Genomic DNA, 14,499 nt, shown 5'->3' with positions numbered 1-14,499 from the left:
CACTAAATTTAACGAACCAAGGACTCCATGGCGATTACTGACTGGCCGGAAGACCAGCGCCCGCGCGAACGTCTCATTAAACAAGGCGCCCATGCCCTCTCTGACGCCGAATTACTGGCAGTGTTCCTGCGTGTTGGCGTGGCCGGCAAAAGCGCGGTCGATCTGGGGCGCGATATGGTGGGACATTTCGGCTCGCTACAGGCCTTGTTTGCCGCCAGGCTGGCCGATTTCGTCCGCATCAATGGGCTGGGCCCGGCCAAATATGCTCAGTTGCAGGCGGTACTGGAGCTTGCCCGGCGCGCCTTGTCGGAAGAGTTGCGCGCAGGAACCACGCTCAACTCTCCGCAGGCGGTGAAGCAGTATCTACAGTTACTGTTCCATGGAAAAGCCTATGAAGCCTTCGTCGTCCTGTTTCTCGACGTCAAAAATCGCCTGATCGAGTCGGAGGAACTGTTTCGCGGCACACTGACGCATGCGAGCGTCTATCCGCGCGAAATCGTCAAAGCGGCGCTGGCGCATAATGCGGCCAGCCTGATTCTTGCGCACAACCATCCATCCGGAGAAGTCGCGCCGAGCGCCGCCGACCTGCATCTGACCAGCAATCTCAAACAGGCGCTGAACCTGGTCGACATCAAGGTGCTGGATCACATTGTAGTGGCCGGGCGGGAAACACATTCCTTCGCAGAGCACGGGCAGCTATGAATACTGCTGTAGCCTTGCGTCCCGTGCCCACGGAGAGCTGCGGGGCCACGATAGCAATTCCGCGAAACTCAGGGGATGCATAGCATGCATATTTAATTGTTAAATTAAAAAACAAACTCCGACACAATTGTTTTTCGCAAGTCATTGAAAAATCAGAGTTTTCTGTATATACTCTCCTTTTTTCCAATTTCTGGAATTTATAAGGAGTATCAACATGGCACGTGTCTGCCAAGTCACCGGGAAGGGGCCGATGGTCGGCAACAACGTCTCCCATGCGAATAACAAGACCAAGCGTCGCTTTTTGCCTAACCTGCAAAACCGTCGCATTTTCGTTGAGTCGGAAAACCGCTGGGTTTCCCTGCGCTTGTCCAACGCTGGTTTGCGCGTAATCGACAAAGTCGGCATTGATGCCGTTTTGGTCGACATGCGTGCTCGCGGCGAAAAAGTCTAACTAGCAGAGTAAAGGAAACCTATCATGGCTAAATCCGGCCGCGACAAAATCAAGTTGGAGTCGACCGCAGGTACAGGTCACTTCTACACCACGACAAAGAACAAGCGTACAACGCCTGAGAAGCTGGCGATCATGAAGTTTGATCCCAAGGCACGTAAGCACGTCGAATACAAAGAGACCAAGATCAAGTAATTGATTTTTCTCTTGTAAGTAAAAAGCCCCGCGATGCAAATCTGCGGGGCTTTTTATTGCGTTGAATATTATTGCCTGGAATATTGGTATTAGCGCTAACCTTGTTGATGGACGTGACCGCTCAGGCTCACTGCCATTTGTACGACCAGACTGCTCTACCAGTTTTCGATCTGCTTGCAGTCCCTCAAGATCGGCTCGGCATCCTCGCCCTGCGTTTTATCGGCCAAAAAGCCTTCCCTGCCTTTGCTCCACCAGACGTAGTTTCCGGCCACATACTTCACGCCGGAAGCGGCGACCACACTGACGAACAGTAGCCTCTTGCCGCCCGCAGGCAAATAGGCAAGCGCGCCGGCATCCGTGTTGAGATAACGCACAGGCAAGCGCACGTCGCCTGCACAGCGGTAAATCACGCGTTGCTGACTGAACAGTTTGATACCAGGGAGACTAAGGTTTGAAGTCTTCGCCAGCGTTGCGCCGGGAAGTGCCGCCAAAGCGGCGACGGCCGTGAGCAAAACCGAAGAATAGATTTTACCCACAGCCGACCAAGACAAATTAAGCGTAGCTACGCAGGCGTTGGGCGAAGTCGCGCAACGCATGGATGCCGGAAGCTTCTGCACGCACGCACCAGTCTTGCAGCTGATGCAACAGCTGTTCGCGCGTCGAGTTGGAGCGGCCCCAGATCAAACCCAGTTCCACACGCATTTCGTGCATGGTTTGCAGCGCCTTGCTGTGTGTGAACAGTTCGGACAATTGTTGCTTTTGACCGTCTTCCAGCTTGGCCGGCTCACGTTGCAGCAACTTCTTGGATGACTTCAGGAAACGTGATTCCAGCTTGGCCTTTTCAGCCAGATGTTCCAGCTCATCAGCCCAGGCGCGCTTGAGCGACTTGGCGTACTTGGACATGACATCGTAGCGATTGGCGATCACGGATTGCAGCGTGTCGAAGTCGGCGACCAGCTTCTGACGATCAAACTTCGGTGCCGGTGCAACCTTCTTGACCTTGGCCAGACCCATCATCTCCAGAATGCGGATGTACATCCAGCCGATGTCGAACTCATACCACTTGGACGACAGCTTGGCCGATGTGCCGAAGGTGTGGTGATTGTTGTGCAGTTCTTCGCCGCCGATGATGATTCCCCATGGGAACACATTGGTCGCAGCATCGTTGCAATCGTAGTTGCGGTAGCCCCAGAAGTGGCCGATACCGTTGATGATGCCGGCGGCGGTGATAGGGATCCACAGCATCTGCACAGCCCAAACGGTCAGGCCGATAACGCCGAACAGCATGACGTTGATGATCAGCATCAGGCCGACACCTTGCCAGCCGAATTTGCTATAAATATTGTGCTCGATCCAGTCGTCCGGTGTGCCATGGCCATACTTTTCCATGGTTTCGGCGTTGCGGGATTCAGCGCGATACAGTTCGGCGCCTTCCAGCAGCACCTTTTTGATGCCGCGTACTTGCGGGCTATGCGGATCTTCTTCAGTTTCGCACTTGGCATGGTGCTTGCGGTGAATCGCAGCCCATTCCTTGGTGACCATGCCTGTGGTCATCCACAACCAGAGACGGAAAAAGTGGCTTGGAATGGCGTGCAAATCCAACGCACGGTGCGCCTGGCAGCGATGCAGGTAAATGGTCACACCGGCGATCGTGATGTGCGTCATGATCAGGGTGTAAAAGAAAATCTGCCAACCGGTTGCGTGCAGCAAGCCGTTCGAAAGAAAGTCCAGGATCGAATCTACTGTCATTACCACTCCAAAAGAAATACGTCACGGCAATTGAACTTGCCAAGCTGAGTCGCCAGCCGATAAGGGCGACAAGGTTAGAACCTCGTTGCAAACAAGAGTTGCAAACTTAGGCTGCAACCATCTACCACTTATATTCTTGTATTTTCCGGCATTGTACGCTGATTATGCATCCTTGTGCATGGAAGATGCCTGACCGACAACACTTTGTTCAAAACTGCGCTGATCCATCACGCGAATGTCGCGTTTTGGATGCGCCACCTGGATTCCCTGGGTTTTAAACACCCGCCAGATTGCTCTGTTAACGTCCGAGAGCACATTCAGACGACCGTTTTCAGGGTCGGTGATCCAAAAACCTATTTCCAGCTGCAAACCGTCTTCCCCGATCTTGATCAGGAGGGCTTGCGGCAGAATCTGGTCTGACACCCGCTCCACGTTAATTGTGGCCTGCTCCAGCATAGACAATACCGTTTCGATATCGTCCTGATACAAAATGGTAACTTGTGTTGCCAAACGTATAATTTTTCGATTCAGCGAATAATTCTGCACCGGGCTGGACATGAACATCTCATTCGGCAACACCGATTCGATGCCGTCCAGACCTTCCAGAATAGTGTAGCGCGTATTGATCTGCGTGACTTTTCCGAAATAGCGATCGACGTTGACCATGTCGCCGATAGCCAGACTGCGCTCCAACAAGATCACAAATCCCGATACGTAGCTGCTGGCAATCTTTTGCAAACCCAGACCGAGGCCGACGCCCAAAGCGCCGCCGAACACGGACAACACCGTCAGATCGATGCCGACCAGCGAGAGGCTGACCAGAATCGCCACCAGAATCAAGATCGCACGCACCAGCCGCGCCACCACGGTTCGCAGCGACGAATGCATGGTATTGAGCTTCATGAGGCGGTCTTCCAGCATGGCGCCTGCCCACATGGCGATGATCAATGTCACCAATACCGATGCCGTCGCCTGCAGGATGGTCAACATCGACGTCTTGTGACGACCCAGCGGCAGCATGGTGGTATCGAGGTAATCAACCAGATCAGGCCACAGCCCGGTGATGTAGAGCACTACGCAGATCCAGACCAGAATCGCGAAGATTTTTTCAAATAGCTGAAGGAAAGCGCCTGCGGTGACGTCCTTGATGAAGATCCGGCGCAGCACATAGAACACGAAGCGCATCGCCACCTGCGAAATCATCAGCGGCAACATGACTTGCCACAGCGTCACCGGCAGCTTCAGGCGCATGAGCACTAGCCGCGCCACGACCAGCAGGATCAAAATCAACAGCGGCGATAACACCCGCACGAAGCTTTTCACGCCGATATTAACGACGCTGTCTTCGCTGGAGGAAAGTATAAACAGCTTGCGCAGCCAGCGTGACAAGCCCAGCCCAACCAGTACGCACATGAGAATGACGACGGCCTGGCGCATCAGCTCCAACGGGGCCAGATCGCCAAACAGGTATTCGTAGAAATCGGAGAGCAAAGTTGACATGGTCCTTGTAGAGAAGCAGACGCGCTATGCAGTCAATCTGTAGTCAATCTTATTGATACGCCTCGGCTTCCTGGAAATGGCGCATCCAGTTGGCGGCGTATTTGGCAGCGAGCGGCGGATTTTTGCGTGCAACCAGGATATTTTCCGCGTTCTTGTTTTGCGCAGTCCAGGTGAAATTGTAGCTACCGGTAATCACCGTCGCGTCAGCATTGCCGGCGTCGATGACGATAACTTTATTGTGGGCGCTCTTGTATTTTGTTTCTTGCAAGACCTTGATGCCAGCTTTCTGCATATCGGCAATACGCTCGCGCCCGGACTTGTTGAGCTGGTCGGCATCGACCAGCACACGCACATCGACGCCGCGTTTGTGCGCAGCGATCAAGGCGTTGGTCAGCGGTTTGCTCGTCAGAATATAGGCTTGCATCAGAACCTGCTTGCGCGCCTTGTCGAGCGTTTCCGTAATCAGGCCTTCGATGTCGTCGCCGGGTGTGAAAGCGACCTGCAGGGTTCCCTGCGCCGCCATCGGCTGTGTACCGTTGGCGCCGCCGGAGTCAAAAGCCTGCGTCGCTGCGCTGACGGATAGCAGCGCCAGCGACAGCCAGATAGCCCGGCGCGCCGGCCAGATGCCTGCCCGCATTATTTCTTGCGTTCCAATACGGCAGCGAAGAAACCATCCGTCTGATGCAGGTTCGGCAGCAGCTTCAGGTAGTCACCCATTTCCAGTGCAATCTTTTGCTCTTCCAGCACGACGCTCATCGGCACCAGCGTGAAGTCGGCATTGTTTTGCAAGAATTCAACGACGACATCTTCGTTTTCTTCATTGAGGAAACTGCAGGTGCCATAGACCAGGCGACCGCCAGCCTTCAACAGACGGGCTGCGCTGGTCAGAATATTGACCTGCTTGGCGTGCATCTCTGCGATGGTTTCCACCGTCTGACGCCATTTCATGTCGGGATTGCGGCGCAAGGTGCCCAAACCGCTGCAAGGCGCATCGACCAGTACACGGTCGATCTTGCCTGCCAGGCGCTTGACCTTGGCGTCGTTCTCATGCGCGATCATGACCGGATGCACGTTCGACAAACCGCTGCGCGCCAGACGCGGCTTGAGTTTGATCAAGCGCTTCTCTGAAACGTCGAATGCATATAAACGACCTGTATTGCGCATGGCTGCGCCCAATGCCAGCGTCTTGCCACCGGCACCGGCACAAAAGTCGACGATCATTTCGCCACGTTTGGCGCCGACGACCTGAGCCAGCAACTGGCTTCCTTCGTCCTGCACTTCGATGGCACCATCCTTGAACAGGGGCAGATTTTGCAAGGCCGGCTTCTTGATCACGCGCAAACCCAGCGGCGAGTATGGTGTCGGTTCGCACAGAATCGGCGCGGCGGCCAACTCTGCGGCAACGGCTTCACGATTCGACTTGATGACGTTGACGCGCAAATCCAGTGGCGCCGGTTGGTTCATGGCTTCGGCCAGTTCCATGGTGGCAGCTTCGCCGTCACGCGCGATCAGTTTTTCCAGCAACCAGGCGGGCAAATTAGAACGCATCGCCAGCGGCAATTTGTTACGGTCGATTTGCGCGGTGCGCGTGAGCCATTCGACTTCTTCCGTCGACAAGCCGGCGATCGATTCGATGCTGACGGTATCCGTCAGGCCCAGCAATGCCATACGGCGCATCATTGGACCGACGCCGGATTCCGCAAAATTGGTGTAGACCGACTTGTTGCGCAACAAGCCATAGACCGATTCGGCGATGACGCCGCGTTCACGGCCGCCCAGCTTGGGATTCTCGCGGAAATAGCGCGACAGCGTCACATCGGCCGGGCCGGTAAAACGCAAAATTTCACGCAAGACTTCTTCCGTGTGGGGAACGATTGCGGGTGGCAATCTCATACTGCTTCCTTCAAAGTGATATTCAGACTTGCTCGGCGGACGGGTCGATGTGAACACGACCGTTGTCCAGGCGGAGCTTGCCTTCGACGAACCAGCGCACAGCGCGCGGGTAAATTAGATGTTCCTGTTGCAGCACGCGCTCAGCCAGCACTTCTTCGCTGTCGGTGCTCAACACCGGCACTGCCGCTTGTACCACGATAGGTCCGTGATCCAGATCGGGAGTGACGAAATGCACTGTCGCGCCATGCAGCTTGACGCCCACCGCCAACGCTTGCCGGTGCGTTGCCAGCCCGGGAAAGGATGGCAGCAGCGACGGATGAATATTCAGCATCCGTCCGGCGTAGTGTTCGACAAAAGGCGTTGTCAGGATACGCATGAAACCGGCCAGTACCACCAGATCGGGCGCAAACCCATCAATGACGGCGCGTAAGGCGGTGTCGAACAGCTCGCGTGTGGGGTAGTCCTTGTTAGCGACGACTGCGGTCGCAATACCATGCTGCCGGGCGAAATCAAGACCGGCCGAATCAGACCGGTTACTGATGACTGCTGCGATGGAAACGGGCCAGTGTTCAGCCTCTGCGGCCCGGACGATGGCTTCCATATTACTGCCGCGTCCGGAAATCAGGATAACAATGCTTCTCATGGTCGGCATTGTAACCGCTGCCCGTGGTCAAATTGACGAAAAATCGGCAAAAACGCAACTACGGGCGGGTAAATGTTACTGAAATGAGTAAAAAACGCGGAAAGCAACTTTCTTGTCGGCCCAGAAATCCGCCGCATCGCGGAACACGTCCAACAAGGTTTCGCGCGCTTCCTTGTCGAATTTTTGTGTATTCGGCAATTGCTCGATAACAACAATAAATCCAGGTTGAGGGCCGGCCTTATGCGTCAAATCGGTCAGGCAGTCGCCGAGCGCATCAAAATTCTTGCCGAAATGGCGGGGGAAATGAAAAGCACCCGCAATGATCGCCAGAACCTGCTGCTTCGTCATTGCCTCGGCGCAATAGGCGTACAAAAAGTGCTGGCCAAGACGAGCAGCCTCTTCCTGCAAGTCGCCGACGCGAAAGGCGCGGATGGACTGCACAACATTTGGCGGCACCGTTTTAAATAAACTCATTTCTCCCTCAGATTTTGCAATGGATGCTGCAACCAGAATCTGTTTGTTCATTCCCTGATGCGCTGGAATGTCTGATAGTGATCCTTGGTGTAATAGTACTCACCCGACGTTTGCGGATTGCCGCCGGAGATGATCCGACGCGCGCCGCGATTACGTGCTTTCGGCGTTTTCACGGTGAATTCGTGATAATACCCGCGCTTCTGCCTGGGTAAAACCCCTTCGTAATTGCCAAACACGACGCCGTCCTTGGCATACGGATACGGACCGCCCTGCTTGATCAGAGCCAAAGTCTGCTGCGCTTCCGGCGGTAACGTGCCTGCGGCGACGTTGCCGACGCCACTATCGGGCGAGCCTTTGGCGAATACGGAGAACGATAACAACAGTGCTGCGAGAAATACACACCACTGTTTCAGAAAGGTTGTCTTCAAGAGCAGGCTCGCATTATTTTATGTTGCAGAAGTATCAATTTTTTGCAATACCATCGTCTAGAGTAACGTTTTGCTTCAAACCAAGCAACCCGTATCTGCGTTCTGCAAGGTAGGTGCGTGACGCTCAGGCTTGGAGCGCCAAGGCCAGATCTGGTTCAAAAAATGCAAGAACCTGATCGCGCATGGCGTAGGTATCGCGTTCGCCGAGGGCGATCAGCTCGCGCGTAAAGCTCTGCTCGAACAAGAGATAGGATGCCAGCGCCGCACCGCGTACTTCAGTAGCGCCGATGCCACCGAGCATCACGCGTACGGGGCGCGGCAGGCTGTTGACGTGCCGGCTGGCGATCTCGTCAATGCGCTCGGAGGGGGAAATCACCAGCACTTCGATCGGCCGCAATGGCATCTTGGCGCGCTGCTCGGCGGTGAGCATGGATAAAGTCTGATTGACGCGGTTGGTGCGCTCGATGTCGGCCGCCAGCCCGTCAAGGAAAATGCTCGACAAGGCGTGACCGGCCACCTGCGCCAGACTCGGGTATTGCGCCAGCTCGGTCGGCGCTTCGGAGCGCTCGCCCATGCGACCGGCGCCGATTACCAGAATCTTGCTCGAACCCAAGTGAATCGCGGGCGAAATCGGCGCAATCTGGCGCATCGAACCATCACCGAAATATTCGCGACGGCCTTCGTAAAAAATCGGAATCGCTGGAAAGATGAACGGAATTGCCGACGACGCCAGCAAATGCTCGACGCCGATCTGGTCCCGAATAGCGCCGCGCTGCGTGCGCCGCCACGGTTCGATTTCCTGCATCGATTGATAAAAGGTCAGATGCTGGCCACCGGTATAGGACGAGGCTGTCACCGCCAGCGCATGCAAGGTGCCGTTGGCCAATGCATCATCCAGCCTCGGCAGATCCAGCAGGCGATGCAGCATGGTGACCAGCGGAGTATTGTCCAGCAGAGAATTAGGCGGATTGGCGCGCCACTTGCGCAGCATCCAGCCAAAGGAAAACAGCGACAGCCAACGCGCGCCGGAGCGAATCACGCCGAGCGAGTCAGAGCGATAGACCTGTTCGACCCGGAAGTTAGACCAGACGCTCATCAGCTCACGCACGCCCTCGCCGAAGTCATCAGCGCGGCAGGCCAGCGCAGTCGCATTGATTGCACCGGCCGAGGTACCGCAGATGATCTGGAAAGGATTCCGATGGGCCGGCCAGCCGGCTTCCATCAAAATCATGGATAAAGCGTTCAACACGCCAACTTGATAAGCCGCGCGTGCGCCTCCGCCAGTCAGGATCAATCCTGTTTTTTTATCTGTTGACTCCATGCCAACAGCTTATCAGGGCGCACGCGCTTTAGGCGATATTTGGCCAGCAAAAATGTGAGATGTTGCCAAAAATACGCAAAGAAAAATTACGTAACCGTTCTATTTTGGCGGCATGCGAATGGCACCGTCGAGACGGATGGTTTCGCCGTTGAGCATGAGGTTTTCAATGATGGTCTTGGCCAGGTGGGCATATTCCGTTGCCTTGCCCAGACGCGGCGGAAAAGGCACCGCGCCACCGAGTGAATCCAGTACCTCTTGCGGCATGGACATCATCATCGGTGTCTCGAAAATCCCCGGCGCAATCGTCATCACACGGATGCCACTGCGCGCCAGATCGCGCGCCATCGGCAGCGTCATGCCGACGATCGCCGCCTTGGATGCAGAATATGCCGTCTGCCCGATCTGACCGTCAAATGCGGCCACCGAGGCGGTATTAATGATCACGCCACGCTCGCCCTGCTCCAACGGATCTTGCTTGCTCATGGCGTCCGCAGCCAGACGCGCCATGTTGAAGGTGCCGACCAGATTGATGTTCAGCGTTTTCTGGAACAAGGCCATGGTATGCGGGCCGTCCTTACCGATCAGCTTGGCGCCGGGCGCGATGCCGGCGCAATTGATCAGGCCGCGCAGACTGCCCAGCTGTTTGGCCGCTTCGATAGCCTTCAGACCGTCTTCTTCGGTCGTGACATCGCAGCGCACAAATTTGCCTTTCAGCTCGGTTGCCAGCTTCTCACCGGCCTCCTCCTGCAAATCTGCCAGCACCACCTTGCCGCCGTTTTCCGCCAGCATGCGCGCGGTTGCCGCGCCCAATCCCGATGCCGCGCCTGTTACTACAAACACTTGTCCAGCAATCTGCATGTCTCTTCTCTCCAATATAAAGACCGGCATGGGATGCCCATGCCGGTCGTTTTTTTGATCATCCTTGTGGGATGGGAAAAGCTATTTTCCCACGGGGACGGTCACAACAACAGCTGTTGTCTCAGTTACCGCTGCAGGCACGACGGCTGACGCAGCAGTCAAAGCCGGTGCCGGCAGCAAAGGCACCAGCAGCAGGGCCACGATGTTGATGATCTTGATCAGCGGATTGACTGCGGGACCGGCCGTATCCTTGTAAGGATCGCCCACCGTATCACCGGTCACGGCCGCCTTGTGTGCATCGGAACCCTTGCCACCGTGGTGGCCGTCTTCGATGTACTTCTTGGCGTTGTCCCAGGCACCGCCGCCGGTCGTCATCGAGATAGCGACGAACAAACCGGTGACGATGGTTCCCATCAGCAATCCACCCAATGCCGCGGGCCCGAGAAGCAAGCCGACGATGATCGGCACGACCACCGGCAACAGAGACGGCACGATCATTTCCCTGATCGCCGACGAGGTCAGCATGTCGACGGCCTTGTCGTACTCAGGCTTGCCGCTGCCATCCATGATGCCTTTGATTTCGCTGAACTGACGGCGCACTTCGATCACCACCGCACCCGCCGCGCGCCCCACCGCTTCCATCGCCATGGCGCCGAACAGGTAGGGAATCAAACCACCGATGAACAAGCCGACGATCACCATCGGATTGGACAAATCGAAGGATGTGCTCTTGCCTACCGAATCGAGCGCATGCGTGTAATCGGCAAACAGCACCAGCGCCGCCAGACCGGCCGAGCCGATGGCATAACCCTTCGTCACCGCCTTGGTGGTATTGCCTACAGCATCCAGCGGATCAGTAATGGCGCGGACCGACTCCGGCATGCCTGACATCTCGGCGATACCGCCTGCGTTATCGGTAATCGGCCCGTAAGCATCCAGCGCCACGATGATGCCGGCCATCGACAGCATCGACGTCGCCGCAATGGCAATGCCGTACAAACCGGCCAGCCAATACGATGCAAGGATCGCTGCGCACACCGCCAGCACGGGATAAGCGGTCGACTTCATCGACACGCCGAGACCGGCGATGATGTTAGTGCCATGGCCGGTCGTGGAGGCCTCCGCGATATGCTGAACCGGTTTGAAATCTGTGCCGGTGTAGTACTCCGTGATGTAGACCATCAGGCCGGTCAACACGATGCCGATCACCGCCGAGCCCATCATCGCCACTCGCAGTTCCGGTGGCATCACCGTCCAGGTGACGATGGCAAAGCCGACCAGACTCAATCCCGCCGCCCACCACAAACCGGTGTAAAGAGCCGACATGATCTTTTTGCCAGGTGCCACCTTGACCATCATGCAACCGATGATCGACGCCAGAATGGAGACGCCGCCCAAGAGCAGCGGATACACCACTGCCAGCACTTCTGCGCCTTTGAGCAGCAGGCTGCCGAGCAACATGGTCGCAATCAGCGTGACGACATAGGTCTCGAACAAGTCCGCGGCCATACCCGCGCAGTCGCCGACGTTGTCACCAACGTTATCGGCAATCACCGCCGGATTGCGTGGATCGTCTTCGGGAATCCCTGCCTCGACCTTGCCTACCAGATCGGCACCAACGTCCGCACCTTTGGTGAAGATGCCGCCACCCAGGCGCGCAAAGATGGAAATCAGCGAAGCGCCGAACGCCAGGCCAATCAAGGGTTGAATGGCGTCATGCAACGACGGCGCGTTGCCGACGCCGCGCAAAAACAGCCACCAGAAAAACAGCACCACGCCCAGCAGGCCCAGCCCGACCACCAGCATGCCGGTAATTGCACCGCCGCGAAACGCCACGTTGAGCGCCTCGTTCATGCCTTTGGTCGCCGCCTGCGCAGTACGCACATTGGCACGCACCGAGACATTCATGCCGATGAAACCGCACGCGCCCGACAACACGGCACCGATCAGAAAGCCGAGCGCCGTAATCCAGCCGAGGCCGGGAATCAATGCGATGACGATGAAGAGCACCACGCCGACCAGCGCAATGGTGCGATATTGACGCGCCAGGTAAGCCGCGGCACCTTGCTGGATCGCGGTCGCGATATCCTGCATGCGCTGGTTGCCGGGGTCTTGTTTGAGAATCCAACTACGGGAAATGAGGCCATAGATCACTGCGACGACGCCGCATGCTACGGCAAACCATAAGGCTCCTGCCATCATGTCTCCTCCTTGTTATCACGACAAAGTAAACAATCACGACCTTCTGCACCGCCGCTCTCTTTGACCGGTTCTGTACAGACACTGCGCACTGCAAAACTTTACGTCGCCCTTTTTTTATGGATCTTTATGGATCTTATATGTGATGCCGGGCTTCTACCCCTTCGCTACTTTGGCCTGCTCTCCCGCTGACGTTACTGATGTTACTGCTGATGCCACTGTCGCCACTCCAGCCTGGTCACAGGCGTAAAAAAAGCGGACACATGGTCCGCTTCATTTTATGCCGACAGTGCGTTAAATGCACTCTCTCTGATTTGCTCCACCGGTCCGACGCCGGCGATCTTGCGATATTGCGGCGCACCCGGTTGACCCGACTCGGCCCATTTACCGTAATAGCCAACCAGCACTTCGGTCTGTTCGTGATACACCGACAGACGCTTCTTGACGGTTTCTTCCTTGTCGTCGTCACGCTGGATCAGCGCTTCGCCGGTGACGTCGTCCTTGCCTTCGACCTTCGGCGGATTGAACTTGACGTGGTAAGTGCGGCCCGAAGGCTGATGCACGCGACGACCGCTCATGCGCTCGACAATGGCGCTGTCGGGAACGTCGATTTCCAGCACGTAGTCGATCTTGACGCCGGCATCCTTCATGGCGTCGGCTTGCGGAACTGTGCGCGGGAAACCGTCGAACAGGTACCCGTTGGCGCAATCAGCCTGCTTCAGGCGATCCTTAACCAAGCCGATGATGATGTCGTCGGACACCAGACCACCTGCGTCCATGACCTTCTTTGCGGCAATGCCCAGTTCCGTGCCGGCAGCAACGGCGGCGCGCAGCATGTCTCCGGTCGAAATCTGAGGAATATTGTATTTTTCCTTGATAAAAGTGGCTTGCGTACCTTTACCGGCACCAGGCGCTCCTAGAAGGATGAGGCGCATATTTTTTCCTAAATTGAAGTTTTGAATTCTGTTGCGATGGCCACTGAACGTAACAACCTATCCAATTACTGCCATCGAAGGCGATTGTCTCTGTTGACGCCGTGTATCTCTGCTCTGTACGAAACTTACCACAAAATCTTACCAGATCATGACAAACGCCTATTTTTTAGGCAACCCGGTTCACTGAATTATCAATGGTGAGAATGACAGCAGACTTACAAAGCGAACACTCATGGATATCAAAGACGATACGAGTCGTCTCATTATTATGCCGAACGCATATCGCCCCCATCAACCGATCAGGGACAAAAATTACAGTGCAGAAATTGCCGCGACCAGCGGGCTGTCCGGCGGCGCTTCGAAATGCTTGCGCACGCGCTCCAGGTCTTCCGGCGTATCGACACCGGCTTCCGGCAACAGCGACGTCACATGCACGGCAATCGAATAGCCGTGCCAGAGCACGCGCAATTGTTCAAGCGCTTCGATGCGTTCAAGCGGCGAGGCCGTCAGCGTCGGGTAGATCTGCAGAAATTTGTTGGTGTAGGCGTACATGCCGATGTGCCGCAAGGGTGCGAACTCGTGGCTGTGCAACTCGGACAGACTTTCTTTGGACTGCGCGAAACCGTCGCGATGCCATGGAATCGCCGCGCGCGAAAAATACATGGCCCGGCCTTCCTTGTTCAGCACCACCTTGACGACGTTCGGGTTGAACATCTCCGGCAGCAGCTCGATGCTGTGCGCGGCGGTCGCCATCGGCACATCCGATTTGATATGACCGGCTGTCGCCGCGATCAGCCCCGGATCGATCAGCGGCTCGTCGCCCTGCACGTTCACGACCACCGCGTCGTCGGCCAGATCCAGCGCGGCCGCTACTTCAGCAATGCGATCGGTGCCGGACGGATGATCGGCACGCGTCATGGCGACGTCGATGCCGTGCTGCTCGCAAGCGGCGTAGATATCGCGATGATCGGTTGCCACCACGATACGCGCGGCTCCCGACAAAGCGGCCCGCTCCGCCACGCGCACGATCATCGGCTTGCCGCCGAGATCGGCCAGAGGCTTGTTCGGCAAACGGGTGGAAGCAAGGCGCGCGGGAATGATGACGGTAAAGGACATGGCGGGTGCAATCAGACGGTCAACAAGACAGAAACAGG

16 protein-coding genes are annotated in these 14,499 nt (G+C 56.3%); 3 read left to right on the top strand and 13 right to left on the bottom strand.

From position 1 onward, the window contains the following. Positions 1-27: 27 nt before the first annotated feature. The 3 genes from radC (at position 28) to rpmG (ending at position 1,345) form a co-directional block, all read left to right on the top strand. A complete protein-coding gene (gene radC, locus PQR63_RS05630) occupies positions 28-702 on the top strand; it encodes a RadC family protein (protein WP_408166378.1) in 675 nt (224 codons plus the stop codon). A gap of 214 nt (positions 703-916) precedes the next feature. Further along, positions 917-1,153: a 50S ribosomal protein L28 gene (gene rpmB, locus PQR63_RS05625; RefSeq protein ID WP_054264245.1), complete on the top strand. Its 237-nt coding sequence runs from the start codon at positions 917-919 to the stop codon at positions 1,151-1,153. A gap of 24 nt (positions 1,154-1,177) precedes the next feature. Then, the gene (gene rpmG / locus PQR63_RS05620) at positions 1,178-1,345 is read left to right on the top strand and encodes a 50S ribosomal protein L33 (RefSeq protein WP_007877024.1); all 168 of its coding nucleotides are present in this window, start codon (positions 1,178-1,180) and stop codon (positions 1,343-1,345) included. Between the two features lie 155 nt (positions 1,346-1,500). Here the strand turns inward: rpmG and PQR63_RS05615 are convergent, their stop codons facing one another. The 13 genes from PQR63_RS05615 to kdsB all read right to left on the bottom strand — a co-directional run bounded on the left by PQR63_RS05615 (position 1,501) and on the right by kdsB (position 14,461). Then, positions 1,501-1,881 (bottom strand): MliC family protein, encoded by a 381-nt coding sequence (locus PQR63_RS05615; protein WP_408166377.1) that lies wholly within the window; start codon positions 1,879-1,881, stop codon positions 1,501-1,503. Positions 1,882-1,897: 16 nt separating this feature from the next. Beyond that, positions 1,898-3,094, bottom strand: coding sequence for a DesA family fatty acid desaturase (locus tag PQR63_RS05610; protein WP_408166375.1), 1,197 nt, complete (start codon positions 3,092-3,094; stop codon positions 1,898-1,900). A gap of 162 nt (positions 3,095-3,256) precedes the next feature. Beyond that, the gene (locus PQR63_RS05605) at positions 3,257-4,594 is read right to left on the bottom strand and encodes a mechanosensitive ion channel family protein (RefSeq protein ID WP_408166373.1); all 1,338 of its coding nucleotides are present in this window, start codon (positions 4,592-4,594) and stop codon (positions 3,257-3,259) included. A gap of 49 nt (positions 4,595-4,643) precedes the next feature. Further along, positions 4,644-5,231, bottom strand: coding sequence for a phospholipase D family nuclease (locus tag PQR63_RS05600; protein ID WP_408166371.1), 588 nt, complete (start codon positions 5,229-5,231; stop codon positions 4,644-4,646). After that, the gene (locus PQR63_RS05595) at positions 5,231-6,487 is read right to left on the bottom strand and encodes an RsmB/NOP family class I SAM-dependent RNA methyltransferase (protein WP_408166369.1); all 1,257 of its coding nucleotides are present in this window, start codon (positions 6,485-6,487) and stop codon (positions 5,231-5,233) included. Before PQR63_RS05595 ends, PQR63_RS05600 begins: the two co-directional genes overlap by 1 nt. Before the next feature lie 22 nt (positions 6,488-6,509). Then, the gene (gene purN, locus PQR63_RS05590; RefSeq protein WP_408166367.1) at positions 6,510-7,130 is read right to left on the bottom strand and encodes a phosphoribosylglycinamide formyltransferase; all 621 of its coding nucleotides are present in this window, start codon (positions 7,128-7,130) and stop codon (positions 6,510-6,512) included. A 75-nt stretch (positions 7,131-7,205) separates the two neighbouring features. Beyond that, positions 7,206-7,673, bottom strand: coding sequence for a barstar family protein (locus PQR63_RS05585; RefSeq protein ID WP_369828895.1), 468 nt, complete (start codon positions 7,671-7,673; stop codon positions 7,206-7,208). Continuing rightward, the gene (locus PQR63_RS05580) at positions 7,652-8,032 is read right to left on the bottom strand and encodes a guanyl-specific ribonuclease (RefSeq protein ID WP_408166365.1); all 381 of its coding nucleotides are present in this window, start codon (positions 8,030-8,032) and stop codon (positions 7,652-7,654) included. The genes PQR63_RS05585 and PQR63_RS05580 overlap by 22 nt, the downstream gene beginning before the upstream one ends. A gap of 124 nt (positions 8,033-8,156) precedes the next feature. After that, positions 8,157-9,353, bottom strand: coding sequence for a patatin-like phospholipase family protein (locus PQR63_RS05575; RefSeq protein ID WP_408166362.1), 1,197 nt, complete (start codon positions 9,351-9,353; stop codon positions 8,157-8,159). Between the two features lie 99 nt (positions 9,354-9,452). After that, on the bottom strand, positions 9,453-10,211 hold the full coding sequence (locus PQR63_RS05570) for a 3-hydroxyacyl-CoA dehydrogenase (RefSeq protein WP_408166360.1): 759 nt from the start codon (positions 10,209-10,211) through the stop codon (positions 9,453-9,455). Between the two features lie 81 nt (positions 10,212-10,292). Then, a complete protein-coding gene (locus PQR63_RS05565; protein WP_408166778.1) occupies positions 10,293-12,410 on the bottom strand; it encodes a sodium-translocating pyrophosphatase in 2,118 nt (705 codons plus the stop codon). Positions 12,411-12,688: 278 nt separating this feature from the next. Then, on the bottom strand, positions 12,689-13,345 hold the full coding sequence (adk, locus tag PQR63_RS05560; protein ID WP_408166358.1) for an adenylate kinase: 657 nt from the start codon (positions 13,343-13,345) through the stop codon (positions 12,689-12,691). A 312-nt stretch (positions 13,346-13,657) separates the two neighbouring features. Beyond that, positions 13,658-14,461 carry a 3-deoxy-manno-octulosonate cytidylyltransferase gene (kdsB, locus tag PQR63_RS05555; protein WP_408166356.1) on the bottom strand — a complete coding sequence of 268 codons (804 nt, stop codon included), beginning with the start codon at positions 14,459-14,461 and terminating at the stop codon, positions 13,658-13,660. Between the last annotated feature and the right edge of the window lie 38 nt (positions 14,462-14,499).

It is taken from the genome of Herbaspirillum rhizosphaerae (genome assembly GCF_046025915.1).
Lineage (GTDB): Bacteria > Pseudomonadota > Gammaproteobacteria > Burkholderiales > Burkholderiaceae_D > Herbaspirillum > Herbaspirillum rhizosphaerae_A.
This window is presented reverse-complemented; position numbering and strand designations above follow the sequence as displayed.